Source organism: Rummeliibacillus sp. TYF005 (genome assembly GCF_003844195.1).
Classification (GTDB): Bacteria; Bacillota; Bacilli; order Bacillales_A; family Planococcaceae; genus Rummeliibacillus.
Genome location: NZ_ML122562.1, coordinates 1 through 19,807, shown reverse-complemented (window position 1 = coordinate 19,807; position 19,807 = coordinate 1). Strand labels below are relative to the sequence as shown.

Here is a 19,807-nt window from a genome sequence, read left to right as displayed (position 1 = left end):
TGAATATAACAAGGATGAAAAATGGATGGGAGAGAATCTAATGAGTTTTCCTGAATTAGAAACAAATCGTCTGGAATTAGTTCAAATAAATGAGGAGCATACTCAAAGTTATTTTGAAATTATGTCAAAGGACGAAGTAACTAAATATTATGGGATGGATAGTTTAAAAAGTATTGATGATGCCTCAAAAATAGTAAAGTCCCTCCAGAATACATATGAAAGCAAAAGAGGTATAAGATGGGGCATTGTTTTAAAAGAGACAGGTGATTTTGTCGGCACATTGGGATTAAACAACCTTAGCACTTGGAGTAAAAAGGCTGAGATTGGTTATGAAATACATCCTTCACATTGGAGAAAAGGAATTACGACTGAAGCTGTAAAAGAAGTATTACGTTATTCATTTGCAGATTTAGATTTGTTTAGAATAGGGGCTGTAACATATCCTCAAAATGAACCATCCATACAACTTTTAAGACGATTAGGTTTTGCCAAAGAAGGATTATTAAGAGGATATCTATATCAAAATAACCAGTCTCACGATGCTTTAATCTTTTCACTTTTAAAGAGAGAATGGGCAAAAAAACCTCCAACATCTGTTTAACAGAGCCAAGTTAATAATAGACTTATAAATGATGAGGGGATTATTCGGTGAAAATAGACCAACAGAAATTTATTGTTAATGGGAAGACCTATATGATTAGGTCTGCAGTCCATGAAGATGCGAATGACTTGTCGGAAATTAGATTGCAGATTGATGGAGAAACTGAAAACCTTGACAGAGAAAAGGGAGAGGCATTCATAGATGTACAAGGTTTTGAACAATTGATCCAAACAGATACAGAGAGTAAGAAAAACCGATTTTTAGTGGCTGTTATTGATGATAAGATTGTTGGATTTTCAAGATGTGAAGGAAATCGATTGAAACGATTTGCTCATAAAGTAGAATTTGGAGTCTGTGTCTTAAAGGATTATTGGGGCTACGGCATCGGCAAAAATCTATTAAAAGAGTCCATTAGATGGGCTGACGCGAACGAAGTGAAAAAAATAACCTTAAATGTTCTAGAAACCAATGAAAAAGCTATACAACTATATGAAAAATTTGGTTTTAAAAAAGAAGGCATTTTAGAAAATGACAAAGTTCTATCCGACGGCAAATACTATAACACTGTTGTTATGGGAAGATTCAATGATCGTTGAGCATTGAACCAAAGGGGAAATATGATGAAAATTAGTCGAACAAACAATTTTGAATTAGTCGCAACATTAAATAAATATGTTCACGATTTACACGTAAATTTATATCCCCAATATTTTAAAGAATATAATTACGTGGAAATTAAGAATTTCTTTCAAAAAATAATAGATAAAGAGAAATTTACTTTCCTTCTATTAGAGGATGATGACAAACCTATCGGATATGCTTGGATTGAATTTAGAAATTATCCTGAAAACGCCTTTAAAAAAACATATCAATCGATATATGTGCATCAAATAAGCATCTCAGAAAGCCAAAGAAAAAAAGGATATGGTTCAAAATTGATGGACGAAATTGCTGAAATGGCAAAAGCAAACGGTATTAACAAGATAGAATTAGATTATTGGTTCAATAACGAAATTGCAAAGAGCTTTTACAAGAAGAATGATTTTGTAAAATATCAAGAATTTGTTTATAAAGAATATTAGATGACAAGAAGTGCGATTTGCTGCTGCCTCTCTTTTTTTCATTTTTTGTTGCAAATGCAGTAAGACTAGGATAAATTTGATGCATATGTTTAAGTATTGCATTTGCGATAGAAAGTAAAGGGTGAAATTGATGAGTTGGAAATTAAAAAAATTTGATGAGTTAACAAATAGTGAACTATACAATATTTTAAAAGAAAGAACCGTAATTTTTGTAGTTGAACAAAATTGTCCGTATCTCGAAGTGGATGGTAAGGATCCATTTTCTTATCATCTTTTTAAAGAAGTGGATGGAGAAATCGTTGCATATTTAAGAATCTTACCTCCAGGTGTTTCGTATACAGAAAGTTCTATTGGTAGAGTCATAGTAAAGAAAGAATATCGGGGACAAGGAATTGCAAAGGAACTTTTAAAAAGAGGGCTAGATTTTATCCAAAACGAATTAAAAGAAACAACGGTTAAAATCCAAGCGCAAGAATATTTAAGAAAATTCTACGGTTCCTTTGGCTTTCAAGCAATATCAGAAACCTATTTAGAAGATAATATCCCGCATATTGATATGGTTTTACAATTTAAATAGAATTAATTTAAGAGACAGAATTTCTGTCTCTTTTTTAACTAACGCCACCTTTTGTTGACAGCACATCGCTTGTATGAACAACAGAAACTCCTGCTTCTATGTAACTTCTAATTAATTTCCAATCATTTTTGTTATATCTTTTAAATGTTTGAAAGAATAAATTTGCTGTATCTAAATTCTCACCTTGAATAACCAAAGTAGCCGATATAACAGCCATTGTTTCATTTGGTCGTAAAGGGAAAATTGAAACTACTTTTATATTCCATTGAGCATTATTATCTTTAGTAAAATTAAAACCCTGTTCCCATCCATTTATGGCTTCTTTATAATCAAAGTCAATGATATCTCCGTTTCTTATTTCTCTTGCTTCATAATCTATGGATATTAATTTTTTCAATTCTACTAAAGATGAAGTCCTCCAAGCACCTAAAAAAGTATCTAAAAACATGAGAAATGAGTTTTTCATAAAATCCTCCTAAAATATGATATGTAAAAAATCCTTCTTTATCCAAAAAACTCTCCTTTATTTTTGTTCAACATAATAGGCGGTAATTCCTCTTAGATCCATGCCACGTTGGATGAAGTAGTTTTAAAATTACAATAGAAGTTCAGGACTCTCTTCTATTATATGAAAACATAAATGTTAGAAAGATATTTACTGTTCAATTCAACTAAAATTTTAAAATATACTTACAAATTTAGTTATAAATTCACTAATTCGGTATAATGTATTTAAAAAAGAGGATAGTTCTTGTGTAAAATTTAGAATTGATTTATCAGGTCTTCCAAAAAATTATTCAAAGAATAGAGGCTATAAGTATATGTTCAAAAAATTTGTTGTGTTACTAGTGATATATTTTATTATTCTATACTTCTTTAATATTGTGTTGGATAATTTAGATGCGTGGTTAAATATATCTTTGGTTTCTGTCATTTTGCTGATTTGTACACTTACTATTAACAAGATATTTAATTGGGAGCAGTAAAATATATATTAATTTCCTTCTATAAGTAATGAAAAAAGCGGATTCCGAATAAGTGGAATTCGCTCTTTTTCTAAAATGGATGAAGGATTTCTTTTTTTAAGTTATGGAACTAACGATACAATAAAGTTAAAACGTGATACCATTGCGCATATATCATCTATAATTTCTACGGGTAGCACTACTAAAAATATGTGAAGATATAAATTTAGGAGGACAAAATAATGTTTGAGAAATTTAGAAAGAATAACCTCAGTAATGAAAAGATAGAGGAATTAGTTAATGAAGCTGAAATGGTTGATGAAGAAGCATTTCAACAACACGAAAAGCATTATTCAGAGGAAGGTCTTTGGAATAAGATAAAGAAATACTCTAAAAAGGCTGGTTCTTCTGTGATCTATGCCGTGTTACTTCTTTATTATGTGATGAAAAAAGCGGAAGTCCCTAAGAAAGAAAAGACATTAATCCTTGGTGCTTTAGGCTACTTCATCTTACCACTCGACTTGATTCCAGATATTGCTCCGGGAGTAGGGTATGTTGATGATCTGGGTGCTCTTATTGCAGCTCTAGTTCGAGTATCTATGTATATTGATGCAGATATTAAAAAGCAAGCAAAAGATAAGATCCAAGATTGGTTTGGTGATGTAGATACATCAGATATAGATGATCGATTAATTTAATGCCAGTTTCGTCATGCAATTGTGATATTGAATGAAGGAGTGATGTTTTGAAAATTTTTCTTAAAATCATGCTTAGCATTTTAGGTGTCATATTAATAGGAATTGGAATACTTGTAGTTCTCTTTCTTTTAGAAATGAAACCAGATAAGGATAAAGAAGAGAAAGTCAGAATTCAAGCTGAACAATATTTAAAAGAGCATTTTAATGATAACTTCGAGATATATGACACTTTGTATGATAATATGGGGAACTTTTCATTTGAATATGCTGCTAAGGTCAGGGATAAGAAGTCGAATATAGAGTTTTTTGTTTATTATGATGATGAAACAAAACAAATGGTGGATACTTATATTGCGGATAAATGGGAAAAAGACTTAAAAAGTGAAATACGTCCTTTTGTTGAAGAAAGTTTTGGCGAAACAACGGATTTAATCGTTTACTTTAGCAATGATAATATCGGTCGAGAATTAGCTATCGATCCTCTTAAACCTAAAAGTTATAAAGAGTTTGATGTTGCACCATCCATCTATATTACTGTCCCTCGTAAAAAGAGCGATAATGACGAAAAAATCTTAAATGAATTAATTGCTTCTTTAAAAAGCGAAGGTAAATTAAAACACGGTTCGTTTGCTATGAGTTATATCGATGAAAAAGGTGCCATTTTAGATGATGAATGGCATAAAGATTTCTAATTAACTAAGTTTAGTTTAATTGAGATAGCATAAAAAAAGGATTAGCAAATAAAATCATCTGCTAATCCTTTTTTAGTTACTTTAAAACATATTTTTAATTGTATAGTCTTTCAATATTTTGATTTTAAGACAGCATAGGATACCCAATATATAATTAATTGACCACAGAGAACCATTGAGATTACTTGGGCAACATCAGAATTTTTCAATATATAAAAGATAACAATAGCGAGTCCTTCTAGTAGAATTGAATAATAAAAAGTGGTAGATCGAGCTTTGGTAGCAAGGAATTGATTACGCTCATCATTGTTTTCGACTGTTATTTTTTTGGCGTACGCATCATTGTTTTTATAACGTGCAATTTGGACTAAACGAAGGCCAGAAACAACTACAAACCCTAACCCCATTCCGCTCCAAAAATTATCCAATACCTCCATGAATTCGGCTAATATAAATAGCGCAGCTCCTATAAATAAAAGTGCTGAATACCATACCATTCTGCTTTCTATGTTTTTCATAGTTTTCACTCCTTTACTCTTCTTCAAAGATAAATACGTCTTCAATTGTTTTCCCAAATAGCTTGGCAATTTGATAAGCCAACATTATTGATGGATTATACTTTTCGTTTTCAAGAGAAATAATAGTTTGACGTGAGACGCTTAACTTTTCAGCCATTGTTTGCTGAGTATACCCCAATTGTTTTCGTAACTCTGGGATTCTATTTTTCATAGTTGACTCCTTTCTAAAATGTAAAGCTAGCTTTACTTTCATGTTACAATAAACGAAATGAAAAGTAAAGCATACTTTACTTTTTGTTGAACAGAGGATTTAATGGAATTTAGGTGTCTGAAATTTTTGAGAGATGCTGTCTTTGTGCTTATTCGAGAATTAGTGAAACAATTTAGAGAAAAAAGCGTTGTATTTGAAAAATCTAAATAAATGGATATCAATAAACTGGGAGGACTTCATATATGGATATCATAAGCATTATCAATAAATTATTGCCAATTTTACCGGTTGCTCTTATTACGGCATTCTTTATAATTGGAATTTCTTTCGTATCTTACGTCTTTTATAAAAAAAGAGGTGGAAAACTAAAAGTAACTATTACTCAGTTTGTCTCGATATTCCTACTGCTAGGATGGTTTGTTGTAGTTATGGTGTTAACAACCTTTAGCAGGGGAGAAATGTTTGAAGGTTTGGTCAATTTCCGACTTTTCAGTGACTATGTTAATACATGGCATCAATGGTCGTTGAGTGAATTGCAACTGATCATTTTTAATATGTTAATGTTTGCACCGTTAGGATTCCTACTACCACTTCTCAGCAAAAAATTACGCCACTTTGGTATTGTGTTGGGTGTGTCTATTTTTGTTACATTAGGAATTGAATTCATACAAATGGTTACCCATAGAGGGATATTTGAATTGAATGATATTTTACATAACGTACTTGGAAGTGTTGCGGGATATCTCTTAATGAGTGCAATCCTTGATTGTGTTACACGTCGAAAAATCATTGTTAAATCTGTATTGAAGGCACTTTACATTCCAATGTTCTTTGTACTACTTTTTTCTTGTGCACTAATTGTTTATCATACGAAAGAGCTTGGCAACCTTTCGATTCGTCCGGCAGTTCCTCAAAATATGAAGCAAGTGGACGTCAAGCTTAAAATAGATTTGCCAACAGATACCGAGTCGGTTTCTCTTTATCGCAACAAGCAAATTCATAATCTGAAATATGGGAAAGAAATAGCTGCACGGATGGAAAAATCTTTTAATTTGCAGCAGAAGGGTAGAATGCGAATTGAAGGTTTTAATCGCATTTGGACGTATATTGACAAGGACGGAAAGGAATTTACATTTACCTACTCGTTGCAGAGAGGCGGATGGGGGTTATACCATGAAGGGGATAATAATGACCCTATGAAACCAGATAGGCTAGAAAAGTACGGACAATATTATGGAAAAAAGTTGGTTTCAACAGATGTATTGCCTCCAGATGCCGTTTTTAGTACACAAGATGAGAATACGCTTCGGTGGGATATTGAACAAAACATGACAGATATTATTCATGGAGATTCTGATTTTACAGAGGGCTTTATCATGCTTATACCATCTCAGAAACACCAAATCCCTCTAGATTTAGATTACGATATGAATGAAAATAAATATGTACGCAAGGTTGATATTATCAGTCCGGCTCAAGCCTATAAAGATATTCTTAAAGGAAACTTTGCTATTTATAATGACCTAGTGGATGGAGATCAACTAGATATAAACGAATATGAACTAGATTATATTTACGATTCAAAAGGATATTATCAGCCCGTTTACCGCTTCAAGGGATTACTGAATGGAGAGGCTTGGGAAGTACTTATTCCAGCAATTCAATGATATTGGGTACTATTGTTGTAGATTCTTCTTCGATAGTACCAAATAAATCGTTTGATCAATAAAAGTAGAAAAAAGACTACCAAATCGGTAGCCTTTTCACTTTATTGATTATTTAATCTTATTTATCAAAACTTTTTCACAGAGTTTGTGCTTCTCTGACCCCTAGGGATTTATAAATTGTGAAGTGAAAAATAGCTATAAAAAAACGGGGTTAATTTTTATAATAAGTGGATTTGGTGGATATTTATGTTATTATCGAAGGGGCGTTTTTATAAAAATTATAATAGGGGATAAATGACATGAATCGTACTGTTAAACACCAAATTACTGGTGAACAAATTACATTTTTAGAAACAACAGAGGAAACGCAAGGAAAGTATCTCTATATTGAAGTTGTTTTGCCACCACAAGGAGATGGACCACCATTACATAGTCATGATGAATTTGAAGAGGAATTTGAAGTTATTTCAGGTCAGCTAACAGTTACTCTGGGGAAAGAACAACATGTATTACAACCGGGAGATAAACGACTCGTTACATTAAAGACGACACATACATTTACAAATAATCATGATGAGATGGTTGTTTTTCGAGTGCGTTTAACACCCCCAAGCCAATTTGAGCAATCAGTGCGCATTCACTATGGCTTAATTGATGATGGGCTTGTAGATGCAAAAGGTAATCCGAAAAATATGGTACATACGGCGTTAATTTTATCTATGCAAAATACATTAGTTGCGGGTATTCCATTTTGGTTGCAGCGCAAGCTATTCGCATGGCTTGTGAAGCGTGGTCACAAAAAGAATGCATATAAAGGCTTTGAAAAATACATAGGTAAACCTATTCAATAATTATGCTATACACGCCTGTCTTAAGAAAATTTGATTGTTAGGTTCATGGAACGTTTTTAAACAGATTGGAGATAACGATTTGGGTTGTTATTGTTAGATAGAAAACTTTTGGAACGTTCCCCAATTTTCCTGCTTTGTATACTCTGGATAAGCGGATATAAAGTTAACCATGACGGGCGCATTTTTTAAAGGGGGATGTGCATTGAAAAACGCTCGATCGCCATATCTCATAGCGGTTAACGCTAATGGTAACTCACGTCTAAAGATTTCATCGCGTTTTGATGGAACAAAATTATTAGATGGCCCCAGGTCTATGTATACATAAACGAAATAGTAAAAGAGATTTTCATGCGTTATCCATTCTCCTAAAACTTCGTCTCTCATAGAAGGATTCGTTTTTTCCCAGGCGTAACGAATGCCGATATTTAAAAAGAGATTGCCAGTTTCATCAGAGTGAGTTAGTGTGTACCGCCTTGGAATTACTGGTTCTGTAGAGGTGACACCATGCATATATTCCACAGAAAGTTTCTCTGGTTTAAAAGTAGTCAAGTCATCTACTCCTTTTTCTTCTTTATGTGATGGCTATTCGAAAATATATGCATTTAGCTTCTAAGTTAGACATATTTAGAGAGATAAGGTGTGTAAAGAATCCCTTTTCGCTTACAAATTAAATACATAGACTGACACAGATTACAATCTGAAAATTAATTAATATGTATTAAATAGAATTTGTCAAGAATGCACCCGTAAATCATTAACAAAAATGCATACATAGAATATAATGTAGTACCTTGCAATAAATAATAGTGTATGGTAAATTATTGAATAAGGTGTATTGATTGATGTTCGGTACTGTACAATATACAGTACCTGAAGAATATCAGAAAGGAGTGATGGTGCATTGAATGTACAATTTAAAAAAGGCGTCTTGGAGCTATGTGTGCTTGTGTTACTTGATAAACAAGATCGATATGGCTACGAGCTTGTTCAGAAAATTTCAGACCAAATCGAAATATCGGAAGGTTCTGTTTATCCACTATTACGAAGATTGACAAAGGAAGAGTACTTTACGACATATTTACAAGAATCAACAGAAGGTCCACCACGTAAGTATTATAAGTTGACGGATAAAGGACGGGAATACCTTCACGAATTGCTGACAGAGTGGACGGAATTTTCTAGTGGAGTCAATCAATTAATCAAGGAAGGTGTACGCCAATGAATAAAGAGCAATTTTTGAAGCAGCTGGAAGGTTCTCTAAAAAGTCTTTCTATAGAGGAAAGAAAAGATATTCTGCAAGATTATGAAGAGTACTTCGCGATAGGATTAGAAAGTGAAAAGTCTGAGGAAGAAATCGCAGCATCCCTTGGAAACCCAAAACAAATTGCCAAGGAGCTGCTGGCTTCATACCATCTTGATGTGGTTGAACAAACGACTTCTGCCAGTAACATTTTACGTGCGGTTTGGGCTGTGATTGGGTTGGGGTTCTTTAATGTCCTTATTGTCCTTGCACCTTTTTGTGCATTGGTTGGCTTTGTATTTTCCGGATGGTTAGCGTCTGTGGCGTTCATTTTATCACCACTCGGTATCCTTGTTAATCTGTTTATCGGTCAATTTAGAATAACTGATTTGTTTTTGTCACTTGGTCTTTGTGGGATTGGCATATTCGTAGCCATGGGGATGTTTTACGTAACAAAATATCTAACTAAAGGATTTATTGGCTATTTGAAATTTAACATTACGTTTGTAAAGGGTGGGTTGAAGCATGGTTAAAAAATTATCAATTGTTGCGTTGCTTCTAGTACTAATTGGTGGTATAGGCAGTTTCTTTACATTTTCCCAAACGAAACAGAAAGAAATCACGACAGAGAAAACGGTAAGTTCTGATAAGGTGACGGAGGTCCAGATTTTAACGGACAATACAACTGTAGATGTTCTTCTGACATCGGATACGAAGACTAAAGTAGAGCTTGTCACAAAAGGTGTAGATGTTTCTAAGTTGGATTTTACTACCGAAGTGGAAGGAAAGAAACTTACCATTAGATTAAAAGAAGGGAATACCTTCTTCATTGGTTTTGACTTTCGATCATCTCATTTACACGTATATATCCCGCAAAAGCAGTATGATTCCTTTGTGGTCGATAATGATAATGGGAAAGTAAAAGTGTCAGAGCTGAATATAAAGAATCTAAAAGTGCAAACGGATAATGGTCGTATTGCATTAGATAAGATTGTAGCAGAAAACGTAAACGTAAAAAGTGCAAATGGCAAGTTAGAGTTTAATGATGTGGAAGGAAATCTTAAGGGCTCCTCAAATAATGGTAAAATATTGCTTGCTACAAAGGACTTAGATCGGAACATTCAATTAGAGAGCAACAATGGCAAAATCATCATTAAAACAGATAAGGAACCAACTAATACCACCTTTAAAGTATCTACCCACAATGGGAAGATTAATATCCTCGATAAATATGAGGGGAATACAGTTATTGGAAAGGGAGAAAATGTAGTTAATCTAGAATCGAATAACGGTAAAATTGAAGTGACAAAATAAAAGTGAAGTATGGGGAGAATGTAAAGTCTCTTGGGCATGCTTTCGGTGCTAAATATAAATATAAATATGAATTTCGATATTAGAAAACCTTAGTGGAATTTTACCAATCTACTGAGGTTTTTGTATGTTTAAGAGCAACAACATTTGGAACATTTTCTTTAAGAAGGAATAATAAAACAACATGTCGAAAATTGTTAATATGAGAAGTAAAAAGTTTGAGCTAACGGAGGCAATGTTTATGAGTACACCTAAGCATATTATTTCTGCAGCAACAATTGTATTGAACGATCAAGGTGAAATGTTATTGATAAAAGGCCCACGTAGAGGATGGGAAATGCCTGGTGGACAAGTGGAAGAAGGGGAGTCGCTAAAAGATGCGGCAATACGAGAAACAAAAGAAGAATCAGGAATTGATATCGAGATTACAAAATTTTGCGGTGTCTTTCAGAATGTAGATCGCTCTATCTGTAATACATTATTTAGAGGGAAAGCAATAGGCGGTACGCCAACTACCAGCTCGGAAAGTCTAGAAGTCGGTTTCTTCCCAATCCCAAAAGCATTAGAAATGGTCACCTGGAAAAATTTCAGAAAGAGGATTGAGTATTGTCTAGATGAAAGAAAACATCCTTTTTATGTGGAATTTCGTGGTACGGATCGTGAGGATATTGAGTTTGAGATTTGAAAGTATTTAAAGTGTTGGTGGCTTGGAAGTTATTTTATTAAAAGAATAGTTTGTGGAATGAAATATTGAAATTTTTGAAGAAGTATGCTAACTTGAAGTAGTTTAATTTATTAGGTAAATATACCAATTTTAAAATTAATTGGTGCAAATATTTTATATGCTAATAAAATCTTAATAAGCTATGAAAGGAGGAGGCAGCTTATATTGTTTAAAAATAAAACGTTCTTATATTTGTTTATCATATTTTTCTTTGCATCTATTGCACTAAATATCCCTTTTCCAAATAAAACTCTTTATCGTGAAACAGTTATTTTGTTGAACATACCTATTAAAACATTAAATGGATTAAATTATGTGGGGATTACTTCGTTCCTTTTACTAATTGCTAGTCTATATTTTTTAGTAAAATCACTGAATAAATATTATGTTCGATTTGTAGTAATTACTATTATCGTTGCAAGTTTTCTCCCTTCAATCGTTATAAATTTGTATCAAAAAACATTTGCAACAGGAATCTATTCGATTTCTTATAAGGATAGTGAAAGTCGTTGCAATTTTGACATGATAAATGAAGAGACCTTACATGGAGAGTGTGATCTTCCGCTTAAAAATTACAGTAAAAATGATGTCCAATTTTCTATTGAATTTTATGAATCATCCCCGTCTAAGTATGGTCCAAAGGTTTCACTAATGAATAAAAAAGGTCCATATAAAGTAAGACTCAAAGGAAAAGAGAGTAAAGTAGTACAAATTGAGGCGGATATTGATGTATCAAAGATTAAAAAACACAGCGATGGTGGAGCAATGACAGGCAGCGTACCGATTATCATTAGGTCGGGGGAGAAAAGTAGAAAGTTGTGAGTTGGTAGATAGTTTCTAGGAATGATTTGCTTAACTCAGAACGTAACGTAAGTGAATCATTAATCACAAAAAATAACCCATCCTTGAGTTAGGACCTCGAATGGGTTATTTTACCATTTCAGAGCCAATCCCCTTAAAGGAATCAACTATCGATTTGACCGTTCGATGCGACAACATTGGCGGTATTTTTTATAATTCTAGTATACGTAGGGATTGACATGTTTACAAGTTATATTCATGTGAAGCATTCATGATTGCAAATCATTGCAATTGTTCTGTTTTATCACTAGCATTTCTCATAACAATTTTACTAAATAGCGATGCTAACACTTGTTGGAACAGCATTCCGAATACGACGGGCATGGCTACTTTACTTGGAAAATATGTTGTTGCTACAATAACTCCAATAGCAATGTTACGCATTCCACCTGTAAATACCAAAGCTGTGGTTTGTTGATGGTTTTTTATAATAAAACGACCAATGAGTAAAGCGAAGCTATATCCTGATACAGAGATGGCGAATACTAAGAGAATAACGCCTACTAAGTGAAGATTCAAATCTTTTATAAAAGGCGCAATGGCACTGCTGTTAATCATGATAATGCTCAACAATGCAATTTTTGAAAACGGCGCTAATTTTTTGCCAATCTTTTTAGGGATTTCACCTTTTGATAATTCATTGACGAGTATACCTAAAATGGTTGGTAACACAATCATGACGACCAAATCTAATATAAGTTCAGATACATCTAATTGAATCTTTTCACCTGAAACCACATACAACAATAAAGGCATGATGAATGGTGAAAGTAGCGTATCGATTAAAATGACCGATAACCCTAGAGGTAAATTTCCTTTACATATACTTATCCAAATGACACTCGTGATACCTGTTGGCACAGCAACGGATATAACAAATCCAACTGTTAACAAATGGTCATCGAATATGACAGTAGATAAGAAAAACGCCCATAAAGGCATTAAAACATGTAAAAATATGATTGCAAATAAAATAAATAAAGGATGCTTCCGAAAGACATTTACATCTTTAAATTTCATTTTTAAACTACTTGTAAACGTCATAAACGCAAATAACCAAGCAACAAGAAATACGAAATGATGCCCCACATTTTCTAACAAAACACCTACAACTAAACTAAGTGGTGTCAAGATCGCTATGTATTTTTGCAGAAAACGATTTACTTTTTCTAACATATTTAGACCTTCTTTTATGTTTTTTTCAGCATACCATATTTTAAAGAGAAAATGGATTGTTCCATCTAACTTATCAGTAGTGTTTGCAAGGGACCAGAAATGTATCCGTTGTTAATTTATAAATGAAATAGGAGAATAGATATGTCTATAACTAAAATCATAGATTTAATAGGATTAGTATTTTTTGGTTTGTATGGATTTTATATAGCAGATATCTTTACTAACTTATTTTTTAAGTACTCAATCTTTATTGGCGTGTTGTTTTTTACGATTAGTTTTATTTTAGATGTTAGTTTTTATATAAAAACTAAAAAAGAGTAATCTTTTTATGATTACTCCCAACTTAGAAGAAGCTAAATAGTGCCATGACAATAATAAGTACTGAAACGAGTAAATAAAATAGGCCCCAACCATTTTTACCTTTCGTTTTATATTCTTCAAAAGCTAATACGGCAAAATAAATCCCTAGTAATAAGGATGAAATTGGCGTATAGGTATAGTCTTTTGTTATTAAACTGTATGTTGCAGCAATCAATATCAATGCTGAAAACAGTATTTTTATAATTAGCAGCTAAATCACCTCTATTCTTTAGGAAGACTGTTGTTTTATTAATAGTAATAACTATAGGTATTTATGAATATTGTAATGTATATTGGTTAATTTTACATTTATTACAAACGTAGTGCTAGGAGAATATGTATGTTATAAGGGATGTGCTGCATATGATAACAAACAAAAAAATGTTCTATACAGCAATTATTCTTTTTGTTACATTGCTTATATTGAGTTTGCCTTTTCCAAACGATGGCTATTTAGGTGAGACAATTGCAACAGATTTGAATATTCCAGTGCGTTCTGAGAGTGGATTCTCATACATAGGGCTTTGCTTCTTTTTTATATTGTTTGCAAGCTTATTTCTCTTGAACAATTCGATTGATAAATATAATATTCGAGCGATCTTAATAGCTGTTTTGATTGCTATTTTTGGACCTTCAAGTTTTGTTAGTTTATATCAAAAAACGTTTGCAACTGATATTTATGCAGTTTCCTATGATAGAGATATGAGTAGTTGCAATTTTGATATGATTGATAAGAAAACGTTACACGGGGAGTGTATGCTTCCGTTTAAAAACTATAGTAGTAATGATGTGAAGTTCAGTATTGAATTTTATGAAGAATATGATGATGATTTTCAATTTGTAACGATTATGAATAACAATGGTCCGTATGAAGTGAAGTTAAAAGGAAATCAAAGAAAGGCAGAAAAAATTGAGTCGAATATAGATGTTTCAAAGTTAAAGGAACACATATCTGGTGGCAGTGCTATGGGTGTGAAGATTATCATGAAATCAGGTAAGAAAATGAGGAAATTATAGATAGATTCGAGTTTATTAGGCTTAGAGTAGAGAACCTTCACTCTAAGCCTTTTCACGTTACTATCTTAAGGGGTGTCTACATAAAAGGATAAAATGTACCCGCAGTCTTTACAATATTCAGCTGAAATAGAAGATGGTTTCTTCCTTAAATTGTTTTCAGGATATAGATAAACTTGTCCAACAGTAGCTCCCATCAATCCTTTTTTAATGTCTGCGCTATTACATTTTGGGCAGATATGATTTTCCATAGTATTCATCCTTTTTTTGTCATTTTTAACTAAATATTATATACTATATTACAGCATATGAATCTTACTTGTCTATTTGTGTTAGGGGAGTGGAAAATTTTTAAAATATGCTCATTGGAATATAGAAATAAATTCTACTACAAAGGAGAGGGACATCATGCAATTTACAATTCGTCCTATAGCAGTTGTTCATAATTCTAGAATCGCTATAGAAGATGATGATTGGGGATCTGTTATTTCAACGATCAGACTTGATTCAAGTATAAGTCCAGCAGCTCTTAAAGGATTAGATGATTTTTCTCATCTCGAGATTATATTTTATTTCGATAAAGTTTCTGATGATCAAATCCAATTTGAAGCAAGGCACCCACGAAACAATAAGGCATTCCCTGAAGTAGGCATCTTTGCGCAAAGAGGAAAGAATAGACCAAATCGATTAGGTGTTACAATTGTTGAGCTTTTACAAGTTAAGGAAGATAAAATAATTGTAAAAGGTCTGGATGCGATTGATGGAACTCCGATTATTGATATAAAACCAGTGATGAAAGAATTTTTGCCAAAGGGAGAAGTTAGACAACCTGACTGGTCTATTTCATTGATGGAGGAATATTGGGATAAGGCGGTAGATTGAATGTATACACTAAAGCATGAATTAGAACCTAGTGATTATCCTATATTAAAAAATATTTATCAATCAGTCGGTTGGAAGAAACATGATGAAGCCATCATTCAAAAAGTGTTTGAAGCAAGTACTCACAAGGTGTTTGTGATGGAAGGCGATAAAGTGATAGGTTTTGCGCGAGCTTTATCAGATGGAGTATTTAACGCGACGATTTATGATGTGGTTGTACATAAGGAGTATCAAAATAAAGGTGTTGCAAGAATGGCACTAAAAGATTTACTTCGACAATTAGAGCATATTTCATGTGTGCAATTAATTGCAACAACCGGAAACGATACGTTTTACAAAAAATTTGGGTTTAAAAAGCTGAAAACGGGAATGGCAATCTATCAAAGTGAGAAGTTGTCAAAGGAATATTTAGAATAATAAGAATTTTGATTTTGTCCGGTACTAACTGAATGGACGTCCACTTTTATACGAGGGGAATGTAAATGATGAAAATAAATAAAATCACCATTTTTGGCCTTCTAGTATCTATCTTTCTAATTGTTGCAGGTATCTTTTTATTCAGCCGTGAAAACAAGCAGCAAACGACTGTGCATATCTCTCATGCACCAACAGCAGAAGAAGTACTAAAACAAAATGCAGATTCGGATCTTTTTATGTTAGAAGATTCCGTTTACGAAACAAATATTGAATGGGTAGATCAATTAAAGCTAACCAAAAAAGATATAGTCGGTGAAATTAAAAGTAACTATTCAATTGAAGCAAAAGAGCCATTTAAAAATAAAATGGCCACCAAACTCCCTATTGGCACGAAGATATATTCAACGAATGAAAGAGACGACGTGTTGATCGTTCAATATAAGGGAGAGGAAAGGAAATATTATAGGTTATCGGAAGGATGATATTTGAAATACGGTAACAAAACGTAATAATTAGAACGAAAGATTATAGTTATACAAACAATGACAACATTTTAGGCTTTTTTCATACTATACTATTGGGGTGAAAAAATGCCGAGAGTGAAATACCGAGATGCAGATGTTGATTTAATGGCAAGGATGATGAGGGCAGAAGCTGAAGGTGAAGGAAACTTAGGTATGCTATTTGTCGGAAATGTTATTGTGAATCGTCTTGTATCAAATTGTTTAGACTTTCAAGATTTAAGAACAATTGAAGATGTTATTTTTCAAGTACAAGGCGGAAATTACTCTTTTGAAGCCGTTCAAAAGGGGAATACATTTTATCAAAGAGCGAGACCAAACGAGCAAAATTTAGCACGACAAACGCTAAATTATTGGAGACAACACCCAGCAAAGTATGCCCTGTGGTATTTTAATCCATATGCGCCATGCCCAGATACATGGTACGGCCAACCATTTACGGGGCAATTTAAAAACCATTGTTTCTATGAGCCAGCACCTGACACATGTGAAGGGGTTTATACGTAATAGGGGATTTGATTTCTCACGTATGTTTAGTAAAAGCTGAGGGAGATTTATTTCTAAAATCAGGGTGTTTATTACCAAATTAGGACAGTTTATTTCCGAAAAAGGTATGTTTATTTCTAAAACGAAGGGATTTATTTCCTGAATAGGGGAGATTGTTTCTCACGGAAGATTAAAACATCAGTAGCTCAAATGCTACTGATGTTTTTGTATACATAAATTATTTTCTAAGTAGTTGCTAGTAAGAATTCTTCGCCGCTTGGCAATGAAAGGCTATCTGTTCGTCCTGCGAAGTAGCGTTCGTTCAGGTCAGCAGACGATACGTGTTTTGCTTCTCGGAAACCGGCTTTGAGAGCAAGATCAATCATTTCTTGTGGTGTGAAAAAGCTAATGAAAGGTGTGCCACTCGATTTGGCTCCTTTTTTTGCTTCTTCAGCATCTTTTTTAATGTCGGGTTCAGTTTGATCAAATGGTAATAAGAATGTCATCGCTAACGTAGTGCCAGGAGCAAGTGTTGCAACTTGGCGGAGTGTAGCAAAAATCGCTTCTTTTGTAAGGTATTGAGTGACACCGGTTGATGCCACTACCGCAGGACGACTTGCATCGAATCCAGTATTTTTCAGTTGATGCCACCAAGATGAACCTGCTTCAAAATCAACTGGCACGAGTTTTAACCATTCAGGAATACCAAAGCCGGTCTCAATCAGACGTTTTCTTTTCCAATTCTGTGTTTCGGGCTGATCGACCTCGAAGATATTCATCTGAGATGCGATTTCCGGACTGCGTTCTGCAAAGGTGTCAAGGCCAGCGCCTAGTATAACGTACTGCTTGATACCTTGTTCAAGTTTATCTGTAACTAAATCCTCTATAAACCGAGCCCGCGCAACAATGGATGCTCGGAAGCCACTTGTAAACTTCGGATCCATATCTGGTCGCTTGCGCCAATCATCTTCAGGTGCAATGAGTTTGAGTCCTACCTCGTCTTCAAGCACATGTGGTTGTTCATCTATTTGTAGGTGCAAAGCTCTCCATAAAGCAACTCGCACCGCAGTATGATCAGGTATATTTGTTTGCTTAGTCATTCATTTCTTACTCCTCTCGAACTCAGGAATTCCTTAGTTGTTTGTAAAGATAATTGTAGTTCAATGGTATTTAATTGCAAGGATAAAGATGGAGTACCTGGATTCATAACAATTATTTCCCTAGGAAACATAAGAAATGCTGATTATTCGCTCTTAGACCCTGTTTATTCGCTCCCACGAGAGATTTATTCGCTCTCTCCGGCCGTTTATTCGCTCCAAAACAAATTGTATTCGCTCTCTCGGCAATTTAAGTCATTTATCCAGCGTACTCAGGTAGCGAAAAATACTCTTATTTATCCGCGGCAAGATTACTAGATTGACCAAGCAACTGGGCCGCGTAAAAGGAGGAGTAATAGGTGCAGCAACAATGTATTCGCTCTTGGCGACTGTTTATTCGCTCCCACGATTGATTTATTCGCTCTCTCCGGCCATTTATTCGCTCCAAAACAAATTGTATTCGCTCTCTCAGCAATTTAAGTCATCTCTCCAGTGTACTCAGGCAGCGAAAAATACTCCTATTATCCGCGGCAAGATTACTAGATTGACCAAGCAACTGGCCACGTAAAAGGAGGAGTAATAAGTGCAGCAACAATGTATTCGCTCTTGGCGACTGTTTATTCGCTCCAAAACAAATTGTATTCGCTCTCTCAGCGATTTAAGTCATCTCTTCAGCGTACTCAGGCAGCGAAAAATACTCCTATTATCCGCGGCAAGATTACTAGATTGACTAAGCAACTAGGCCGCGTAAAAGGAGAAGCAATCAGGTATCTCGACAAAATTATGTGCATTTATAGTCCCTTTGGAGTAAAGAAATTTGGGTTTTATCTACTATTATTCATCAAGATAATTAGGAATAAATAATCTCAATAGTATATTTTTTACATGGTATAATTTCTAAAAGTTAACATATTTGTATGCGTAAAAGTCGCTGTATTTAGGGTGACTTCTGTTTTTTATAAAAGGGGTGATGAACATATGTCTTTAGCGTATTACTATGCACTTTTGCGTGAAAAGCAAGAACAACTTCGAAGGCTTCAGGCTTGTAGTAACCAGCTACACTTACACCAACAAGAATTTATCGAGTATGAAAGTAATATCACACAACCTACGCTATCTAGTAAGACTTGGCAAGGAGTGTTAGCTACTAAGTTTGATCAAACTCGTCATGAGCAGATGCTTACTAAATACCGTGAATTGGATGGACAACAATTCAATTCTGTTTACACGGTGATAGCAGAAAAAATGAGTAGTCTACAGAGTGAAATTAGTGCGATAAAAGAGATTATTAGAAGTCTTGAAGCGGCTCGTGCTGCAGAAAGGGCGAAATCTAAATAACAAATTTTACTTAAAAGGAGACGCTATTTGATGAGTACAGAAATTAAAATCAAGCAAAATGTAATTGACCAAGCACTTTCGAAGATGAAATCCTCTACAAATGCGCTTCATACTTCGCTTCCTTCTGCAGTAGGGGAAGATAATGTACTAACTGCTGTACAAAAGTGGAAAGTCCTCCATCAAGAATATGAAAAAATGTTAGAGTCCTATAAAACTTTATTAATACAAAATGAGGAAGCTAGTCAACAAGTGGTACAAAGTATGATCGAATTGGATGATCAACTAGGAGATTATAAAGTGTTGAAATAAGGATTGAAAAGTCAAACGAAGCTAATCTTTCTGAATGTATAGTGAGGTGGTTATTATTACTAAGGTATTAGATGTTGCCGGTATACAGAATGGAATTGAAAAAACGCTCAAATCTTTAAAAAATAAACAAAAGGAAATAGACGCAATCGAAACCGCGGTGCAAGGAATACTAGCCCTTGAAGATGCTTTTAAAGGAAAAAGTGCGGATG

At 33.9% G+C, this 19,807-nt stretch carries 29 protein-coding genes; 22 read left to right on the top strand and 7 right to left on the bottom strand.

Annotated features, from left to right (window positions below):
• Window positions 1–40 precede the first annotated feature (40 nt).
• The 4 genes from CW357_RS11305 (at window position 41) to CW357_RS11290 (ending at window position 2,260) form a co-directional block, all read left to right on the top strand.
• Window positions 41–601: a GNAT family N-acetyltransferase gene (locus tag CW357_RS11305; RefSeq protein ID WP_124218096.1), complete on the top strand. Its 561-nt coding sequence runs from the start codon at window positions 41–43 to the stop codon at window positions 599–601.
• A gap of 92 nt (window positions 602–693) precedes the next feature.
• Entirely contained in the window at window positions 694–1,197 is a 504-nt protein-coding gene (locus CW357_RS11300; RefSeq protein WP_371684092.1) for a GNAT family N-acetyltransferase, read from the top strand.
• A 24-nt stretch (window positions 1,198–1,221) separates the two neighbouring features.
• Window positions 1,222–1,683 carry a GNAT family N-acetyltransferase gene (locus CW357_RS11295; RefSeq protein ID WP_124218094.1) on the top strand — a complete coding sequence of 154 codons (462 nt, stop codon included), beginning with the start codon at window positions 1,222–1,224 and terminating at the stop codon, window positions 1,681–1,683.
• Between the two features lie 130 nt (window positions 1,684–1,813).
• The gene (locus CW357_RS11290) at window positions 1,814–2,260 is read left to right on the top strand and encodes a GNAT family N-acetyltransferase (protein WP_124218093.1); all 447 of its coding nucleotides are present in this window, start codon (window positions 1,814–1,816) and stop codon (window positions 2,258–2,260) included.
• Between the two features lie 34 nt (window positions 2,261–2,294).
• On the opposite strand, the gene CW357_RS11285 is transcribed toward CW357_RS11290, so the two are convergent.
• Entirely contained in the window at window positions 2,295–2,726 is a 432-nt protein-coding gene (locus CW357_RS11285) for a flavoprotein (RefSeq protein ID WP_124218092.1), read from the bottom strand.
• Between the two features lie 810 nt (window positions 2,727–3,536).
• Between CW357_RS11285 and CW357_RS11280 the strand changes: the two genes are divergently transcribed.
• Together CW357_RS11280 and CW357_RS11275 are read left to right on the top strand one after the other, a co-directional pair.
• On the top strand, window positions 3,537–3,923 hold the full coding sequence (locus CW357_RS11280) for a YkvA family protein (RefSeq protein ID WP_241155082.1): 387 nt from the start codon (window positions 3,537–3,539) through the stop codon (window positions 3,921–3,923).
• 47 nt (window positions 3,924–3,970) lie between these two features.
• Window positions 3,971–4,615 (top strand): hypothetical protein, encoded by a 645-nt coding sequence (locus CW357_RS11275; RefSeq protein ID WP_119415253.1) that lies wholly within the window; start codon window positions 3,971–3,973, stop codon window positions 4,613–4,615.
• A gap of 110 nt (window positions 4,616–4,725) precedes the next feature.
• On the opposite strand, the gene CW357_RS11270 is transcribed toward CW357_RS11275, so the two are convergent.
• Complete coding sequence (locus CW357_RS11270; RefSeq protein ID WP_119415252.1) at window positions 4,726–5,133, bottom strand: hypothetical protein; 408 nt, start codon at window positions 5,131–5,133, stop codon at window positions 4,726–4,728.
• 13 nt (window positions 5,134–5,146) lie between these two features.
• Window positions 5,147–5,344, bottom strand: coding sequence for a helix-turn-helix transcriptional regulator (locus CW357_RS11265; RefSeq protein ID WP_119415251.1), 198 nt, complete (start codon window positions 5,342–5,344; stop codon window positions 5,147–5,149).
• Window positions 5,345–5,586: 242 nt separating this feature from the next.
• Here CW357_RS11265 and CW357_RS11260 point away from each other — a divergent pair, with 242 nt between their 5' ends.
• Both CW357_RS11260 and CW357_RS11255 read left to right on the top strand, forming a co-directional pair.
• Complete coding sequence (locus tag CW357_RS11260; RefSeq protein ID WP_124218090.1) at window positions 5,587–7,011, top strand: VanZ family protein; 1,425 nt, start codon at window positions 5,587–5,589, stop codon at window positions 7,009–7,011.
• Window positions 7,012–7,310: 299 nt separating this feature from the next.
• The gene (locus CW357_RS11255; RefSeq protein WP_124218089.1) at window positions 7,311–7,862 is read left to right on the top strand and encodes a cupin domain-containing protein; all 552 of its coding nucleotides are present in this window, start codon (window positions 7,311–7,313) and stop codon (window positions 7,860–7,862) included.
• 93 nt (window positions 7,863–7,955) lie between these two features.
• On the opposite strand, the gene CW357_RS11250 is transcribed toward CW357_RS11255, so the two are convergent.
• Window positions 7,956–8,411: a staygreen family protein gene (locus CW357_RS11250; protein ID WP_124218088.1), complete on the bottom strand. Its 456-nt coding sequence runs from the start codon at window positions 8,409–8,411 to the stop codon at window positions 7,956–7,958.
• Between the two features lie 352 nt (window positions 8,412–8,763).
• On the opposite strand from CW357_RS11250, the gene CW357_RS11245 reads away from it, so the two are divergent.
• The 5 genes from CW357_RS11245 (at window position 8,764) to CW357_RS11225 (ending at window position 11,959) form a co-directional block, all read left to right on the top strand.
• Window positions 8,764–9,084 carry a PadR family transcriptional regulator gene (locus CW357_RS11245; RefSeq protein ID WP_119415247.1) on the top strand — a complete coding sequence of 107 codons (321 nt, stop codon included), beginning with the start codon at window positions 8,764–8,766 and terminating at the stop codon, window positions 9,082–9,084.
• Window positions 9,081–9,635: a DUF1700 domain-containing protein gene (locus tag CW357_RS11240; RefSeq protein WP_124218087.1), complete on the top strand. Its 555-nt coding sequence runs from the start codon at window positions 9,081–9,083 to the stop codon at window positions 9,633–9,635. The genes CW357_RS11245 and CW357_RS11240 overlap by 4 nt, the downstream gene beginning before the upstream one ends.
• Window positions 9,628–10,416, top strand: coding sequence for a DUF4097 family beta strand repeat-containing protein (locus tag CW357_RS11235; protein WP_124218086.1), 789 nt, complete (start codon window positions 9,628–9,630; stop codon window positions 10,414–10,416). The genes CW357_RS11240 and CW357_RS11235 overlap by 8 nt, the downstream gene beginning before the upstream one ends.
• Before the next feature lie 238 nt (window positions 10,417–10,654).
• Window positions 10,655–11,098: an NUDIX hydrolase gene (locus CW357_RS11230; RefSeq protein WP_119415244.1), complete on the top strand. Its 444-nt coding sequence runs from the start codon at window positions 10,655–10,657 to the stop codon at window positions 11,096–11,098.
• A gap of 204 nt (window positions 11,099–11,302) precedes the next feature.
• Window positions 11,303–11,959 (top strand): hypothetical protein, encoded by a 657-nt coding sequence (locus CW357_RS11225; protein WP_119415243.1) that lies wholly within the window; start codon window positions 11,303–11,305, stop codon window positions 11,957–11,959.
• Between the two features lie 261 nt (window positions 11,960–12,220).
• On the opposite strand, the gene CW357_RS11220 is transcribed toward CW357_RS11225, so the two are convergent.
• Window positions 12,221–13,174 (bottom strand): bile acid:sodium symporter family protein, encoded by a 954-nt coding sequence (locus tag CW357_RS11220; protein WP_124218085.1) that lies wholly within the window; start codon window positions 13,172–13,174, stop codon window positions 12,221–12,223.
• A gap of 141 nt (window positions 13,175–13,315) precedes the next feature.
• On the opposite strand from CW357_RS11220, the gene CW357_RS11215 reads away from it, so the two are divergent.
• Entirely contained in the window at window positions 13,316–13,495 is a 180-nt protein-coding gene (locus CW357_RS11215) for a hypothetical protein (RefSeq protein WP_119415241.1), read from the top strand.
• Between the two features lie 402 nt (window positions 13,496–13,897).
• Window positions 13,898–14,551 (top strand): hypothetical protein, encoded by a 654-nt coding sequence (locus CW357_RS11205; protein ID WP_124218084.1) that lies wholly within the window; start codon window positions 13,898–13,900, stop codon window positions 14,549–14,551.
• Between the two features lie 65 nt (window positions 14,552–14,616).
• Here the strand turns inward: CW357_RS11205 and CW357_RS11200 are convergent, their stop codons facing one another.
• A complete protein-coding gene (locus CW357_RS11200) occupies window positions 14,617–14,799 on the bottom strand; it encodes an acetyltransferase (RefSeq protein WP_119415238.1) in 183 nt (60 codons plus the stop codon).
• Between the two features lie 157 nt (window positions 14,800–14,956).
• Here CW357_RS11200 and CW357_RS11195 point away from each other — a divergent pair, with 157 nt between their 5' ends.
• The 4 genes from CW357_RS11195 (at window position 14,957) to CW357_RS11180 (ending at window position 16,875) form a co-directional block, all read left to right on the top strand.
• Window positions 14,957–15,430 (top strand): SAM-dependent methyltransferase, encoded by a 474-nt coding sequence (locus tag CW357_RS11195; protein WP_119415237.1) that lies wholly within the window; start codon window positions 14,957–14,959, stop codon window positions 15,428–15,430.
• Window positions 15,431–15,847, top strand: a complete 417-nt coding sequence (locus tag CW357_RS11190; RefSeq protein WP_119415236.1) for a GNAT family N-acetyltransferase — start codon at window positions 15,431–15,433, stop codon at window positions 15,845–15,847.
• A 68-nt stretch (window positions 15,848–15,915) separates the two neighbouring features.
• Entirely contained in the window at window positions 15,916–16,329 is a 414-nt protein-coding gene (locus tag CW357_RS11185; RefSeq protein ID WP_124218083.1) for a hypothetical protein, read from the top strand.
• A gap of 108 nt (window positions 16,330–16,437) precedes the next feature.
• Complete coding sequence (locus CW357_RS11180) at window positions 16,438–16,875, top strand: cell wall hydrolase (RefSeq protein WP_124218082.1); 438 nt, start codon at window positions 16,438–16,440, stop codon at window positions 16,873–16,875.
• A gap of 224 nt (window positions 16,876–17,099) precedes the next feature.
• On the opposite strand, the gene CW357_RS11175 is transcribed toward CW357_RS11180, so the two are convergent.
• Window positions 17,100–17,954: a class I SAM-dependent methyltransferase gene (locus CW357_RS11175; protein WP_119415233.1), complete on the bottom strand. Its 855-nt coding sequence runs from the start codon at window positions 17,952–17,954 to the stop codon at window positions 17,100–17,102.
• Between the two features lie 975 nt (window positions 17,955–18,929).
• Here CW357_RS11175 and CW357_RS11165 point away from each other — a divergent pair.
• The 3 genes from CW357_RS11165 to CW357_RS18890 all read left to right on the top strand — a co-directional run.
• Complete coding sequence (locus CW357_RS11165) at window positions 18,930–19,289, top strand: DUF5082 domain-containing protein (RefSeq protein ID WP_124218081.1); 360 nt, start codon at window positions 18,930–18,932, stop codon at window positions 19,287–19,289.
• Between the two features lie 30 nt (window positions 19,290–19,319).
• The gene (locus CW357_RS11160; RefSeq protein ID WP_124218080.1) at window positions 19,320–19,598 is read left to right on the top strand and encodes a YwqI/YxiC family protein; all 279 of its coding nucleotides are present in this window, start codon (window positions 19,320–19,322) and stop codon (window positions 19,596–19,598) included.
• Window positions 19,599–19,632: 34 nt separating this feature from the next.
• Window positions 19,633–19,807, top strand: a 175-nt coding sequence (locus CW357_RS18890) for a T7SS effector LXG polymorphic toxin (RefSeq protein ID WP_371684103.1), incomplete at its 3' end; no start/stop codon positions are given.

What these genes read in the sequence shown, in the direction of transcription:
- CW357_RS11305 (WP_124218096.1), top strand. Translation starts at nt 41, where the DNA reads ATGAGTTTTCCTGAATTAGAAACAAATCGTCTGGAATTAGTTCAAATA.
- CW357_RS11300 (WP_371684092.1), top strand. Translation starts at nt 694, where the DNA reads ATGATTAGGTCTGCAGTCCATGAAGATGCGAATGACTTGTCGGAAATT.
- CW357_RS11295 (WP_124218094.1), top strand. Translation starts at nt 1,222, where the DNA reads ATGAAAATTAGTCGAACAAACAATTTTGAATTAGTCGCAACATTAAAT.
- CW357_RS11290 (WP_124218093.1), top strand. Translation starts at nt 1,814, where the DNA reads ATGAGTTGGAAATTAAAAAAATTTGATGAGTTAACAAATAGTGAACTA.
- CW357_RS11285 (WP_124218092.1), bottom strand. Translation starts at nt 2,726, where the DNA reads ATGAAAAACTCATTTCTCATGTTTTTAGATACTTTTTTAGGTGCTTGG.
- CW357_RS11280 (WP_241155082.1), top strand. Translation starts at nt 3,537, where the DNA reads ATGGTTGATGAAGAAGCATTTCAACAACACGAAAAGCATTATTCAGAG.
- CW357_RS11270 (WP_119415252.1), bottom strand. Translation starts at nt 5,133, where the DNA reads ATGAAAAACATAGAAAGCAGAATGGTATGGTATTCAGCACTTTTATTT.
- CW357_RS11265 (WP_119415251.1), bottom strand. Translation starts at nt 5,344, where the DNA reads ATGAAAAATAGAATCCCAGAGTTACGAAAACAATTGGGGTATACTCAG.
- CW357_RS11260 (WP_124218090.1), top strand. Translation starts at nt 5,587, where the DNA reads ATGGATATCATAAGCATTATCAATAAATTATTGCCAATTTTACCGGTT.
- CW357_RS11255 (WP_124218089.1), top strand. Translation starts at nt 7,311, where the DNA reads ATGAATCGTACTGTTAAACACCAAATTACTGGTGAACAAATTACATTT.
- CW357_RS11240 (WP_124218087.1), top strand. Translation starts at nt 9,081, where the DNA reads ATGAATAAAGAGCAATTTTTGAAGCAGCTGGAAGGTTCTCTAAAAAGT.
- CW357_RS11235 (WP_124218086.1), top strand. Translation starts at nt 9,628, where the DNA reads ATGGTTAAAAAATTATCAATTGTTGCGTTGCTTCTAGTACTAATTGGT.
- CW357_RS11230 (WP_119415244.1), top strand. Translation starts at nt 10,655, where the DNA reads ATGAGTACACCTAAGCATATTATTTCTGCAGCAACAATTGTATTGAAC.
- CW357_RS11220 (WP_124218085.1), bottom strand. Translation starts at nt 13,174, where the DNA reads ATGTTAGAAAAAGTAAATCGTTTTCTGCAAAAATACATAGCGATCTTG.
- CW357_RS11215 (WP_119415241.1), top strand. Translation starts at nt 13,316, where the DNA reads ATGTCTATAACTAAAATCATAGATTTAATAGGATTAGTATTTTTTGGT.
- CW357_RS11205 (WP_124218084.1), top strand. Translation starts at nt 13,898, where the DNA reads ATGATAACAAACAAAAAAATGTTCTATACAGCAATTATTCTTTTTGTT.
- CW357_RS11200 (WP_119415238.1), bottom strand. Translation starts at nt 14,799, where the DNA reads ATGGAAAATCATATCTGCCCAAAATGTAATAGCGCAGACATTAAAAAA.
- CW357_RS11195 (WP_119415237.1), top strand. Translation starts at nt 14,957, where the DNA reads ATGCAATTTACAATTCGTCCTATAGCAGTTGTTCATAATTCTAGAATC.
- CW357_RS11190 (WP_119415236.1), top strand. Translation starts at nt 15,431, where the DNA reads ATGTATACACTAAAGCATGAATTAGAACCTAGTGATTATCCTATATTA.
- CW357_RS11185 (WP_124218083.1), top strand. Translation starts at nt 15,916, where the DNA reads ATGAAAATAAATAAAATCACCATTTTTGGCCTTCTAGTATCTATCTTT.
- CW357_RS11180 (WP_124218082.1), top strand. Translation starts at nt 16,438, where the DNA reads ATGCCGAGAGTGAAATACCGAGATGCAGATGTTGATTTAATGGCAAGG.
- CW357_RS11175 (WP_119415233.1), bottom strand. Translation starts at nt 17,954, where the DNA reads ATGACTAAGCAAACAAATATACCTGATCATACTGCGGTGCGAGTTGCT.
- CW357_RS11165 (WP_124218081.1), top strand. Translation starts at nt 18,930, where the DNA reads ATGTCTTTAGCGTATTACTATGCACTTTTGCGTGAAAAGCAAGAACAA.
- CW357_RS11160 (WP_124218080.1), top strand. Translation starts at nt 19,320, where the DNA reads ATGAGTACAGAAATTAAAATCAAGCAAAATGTAATTGACCAAGCACTT.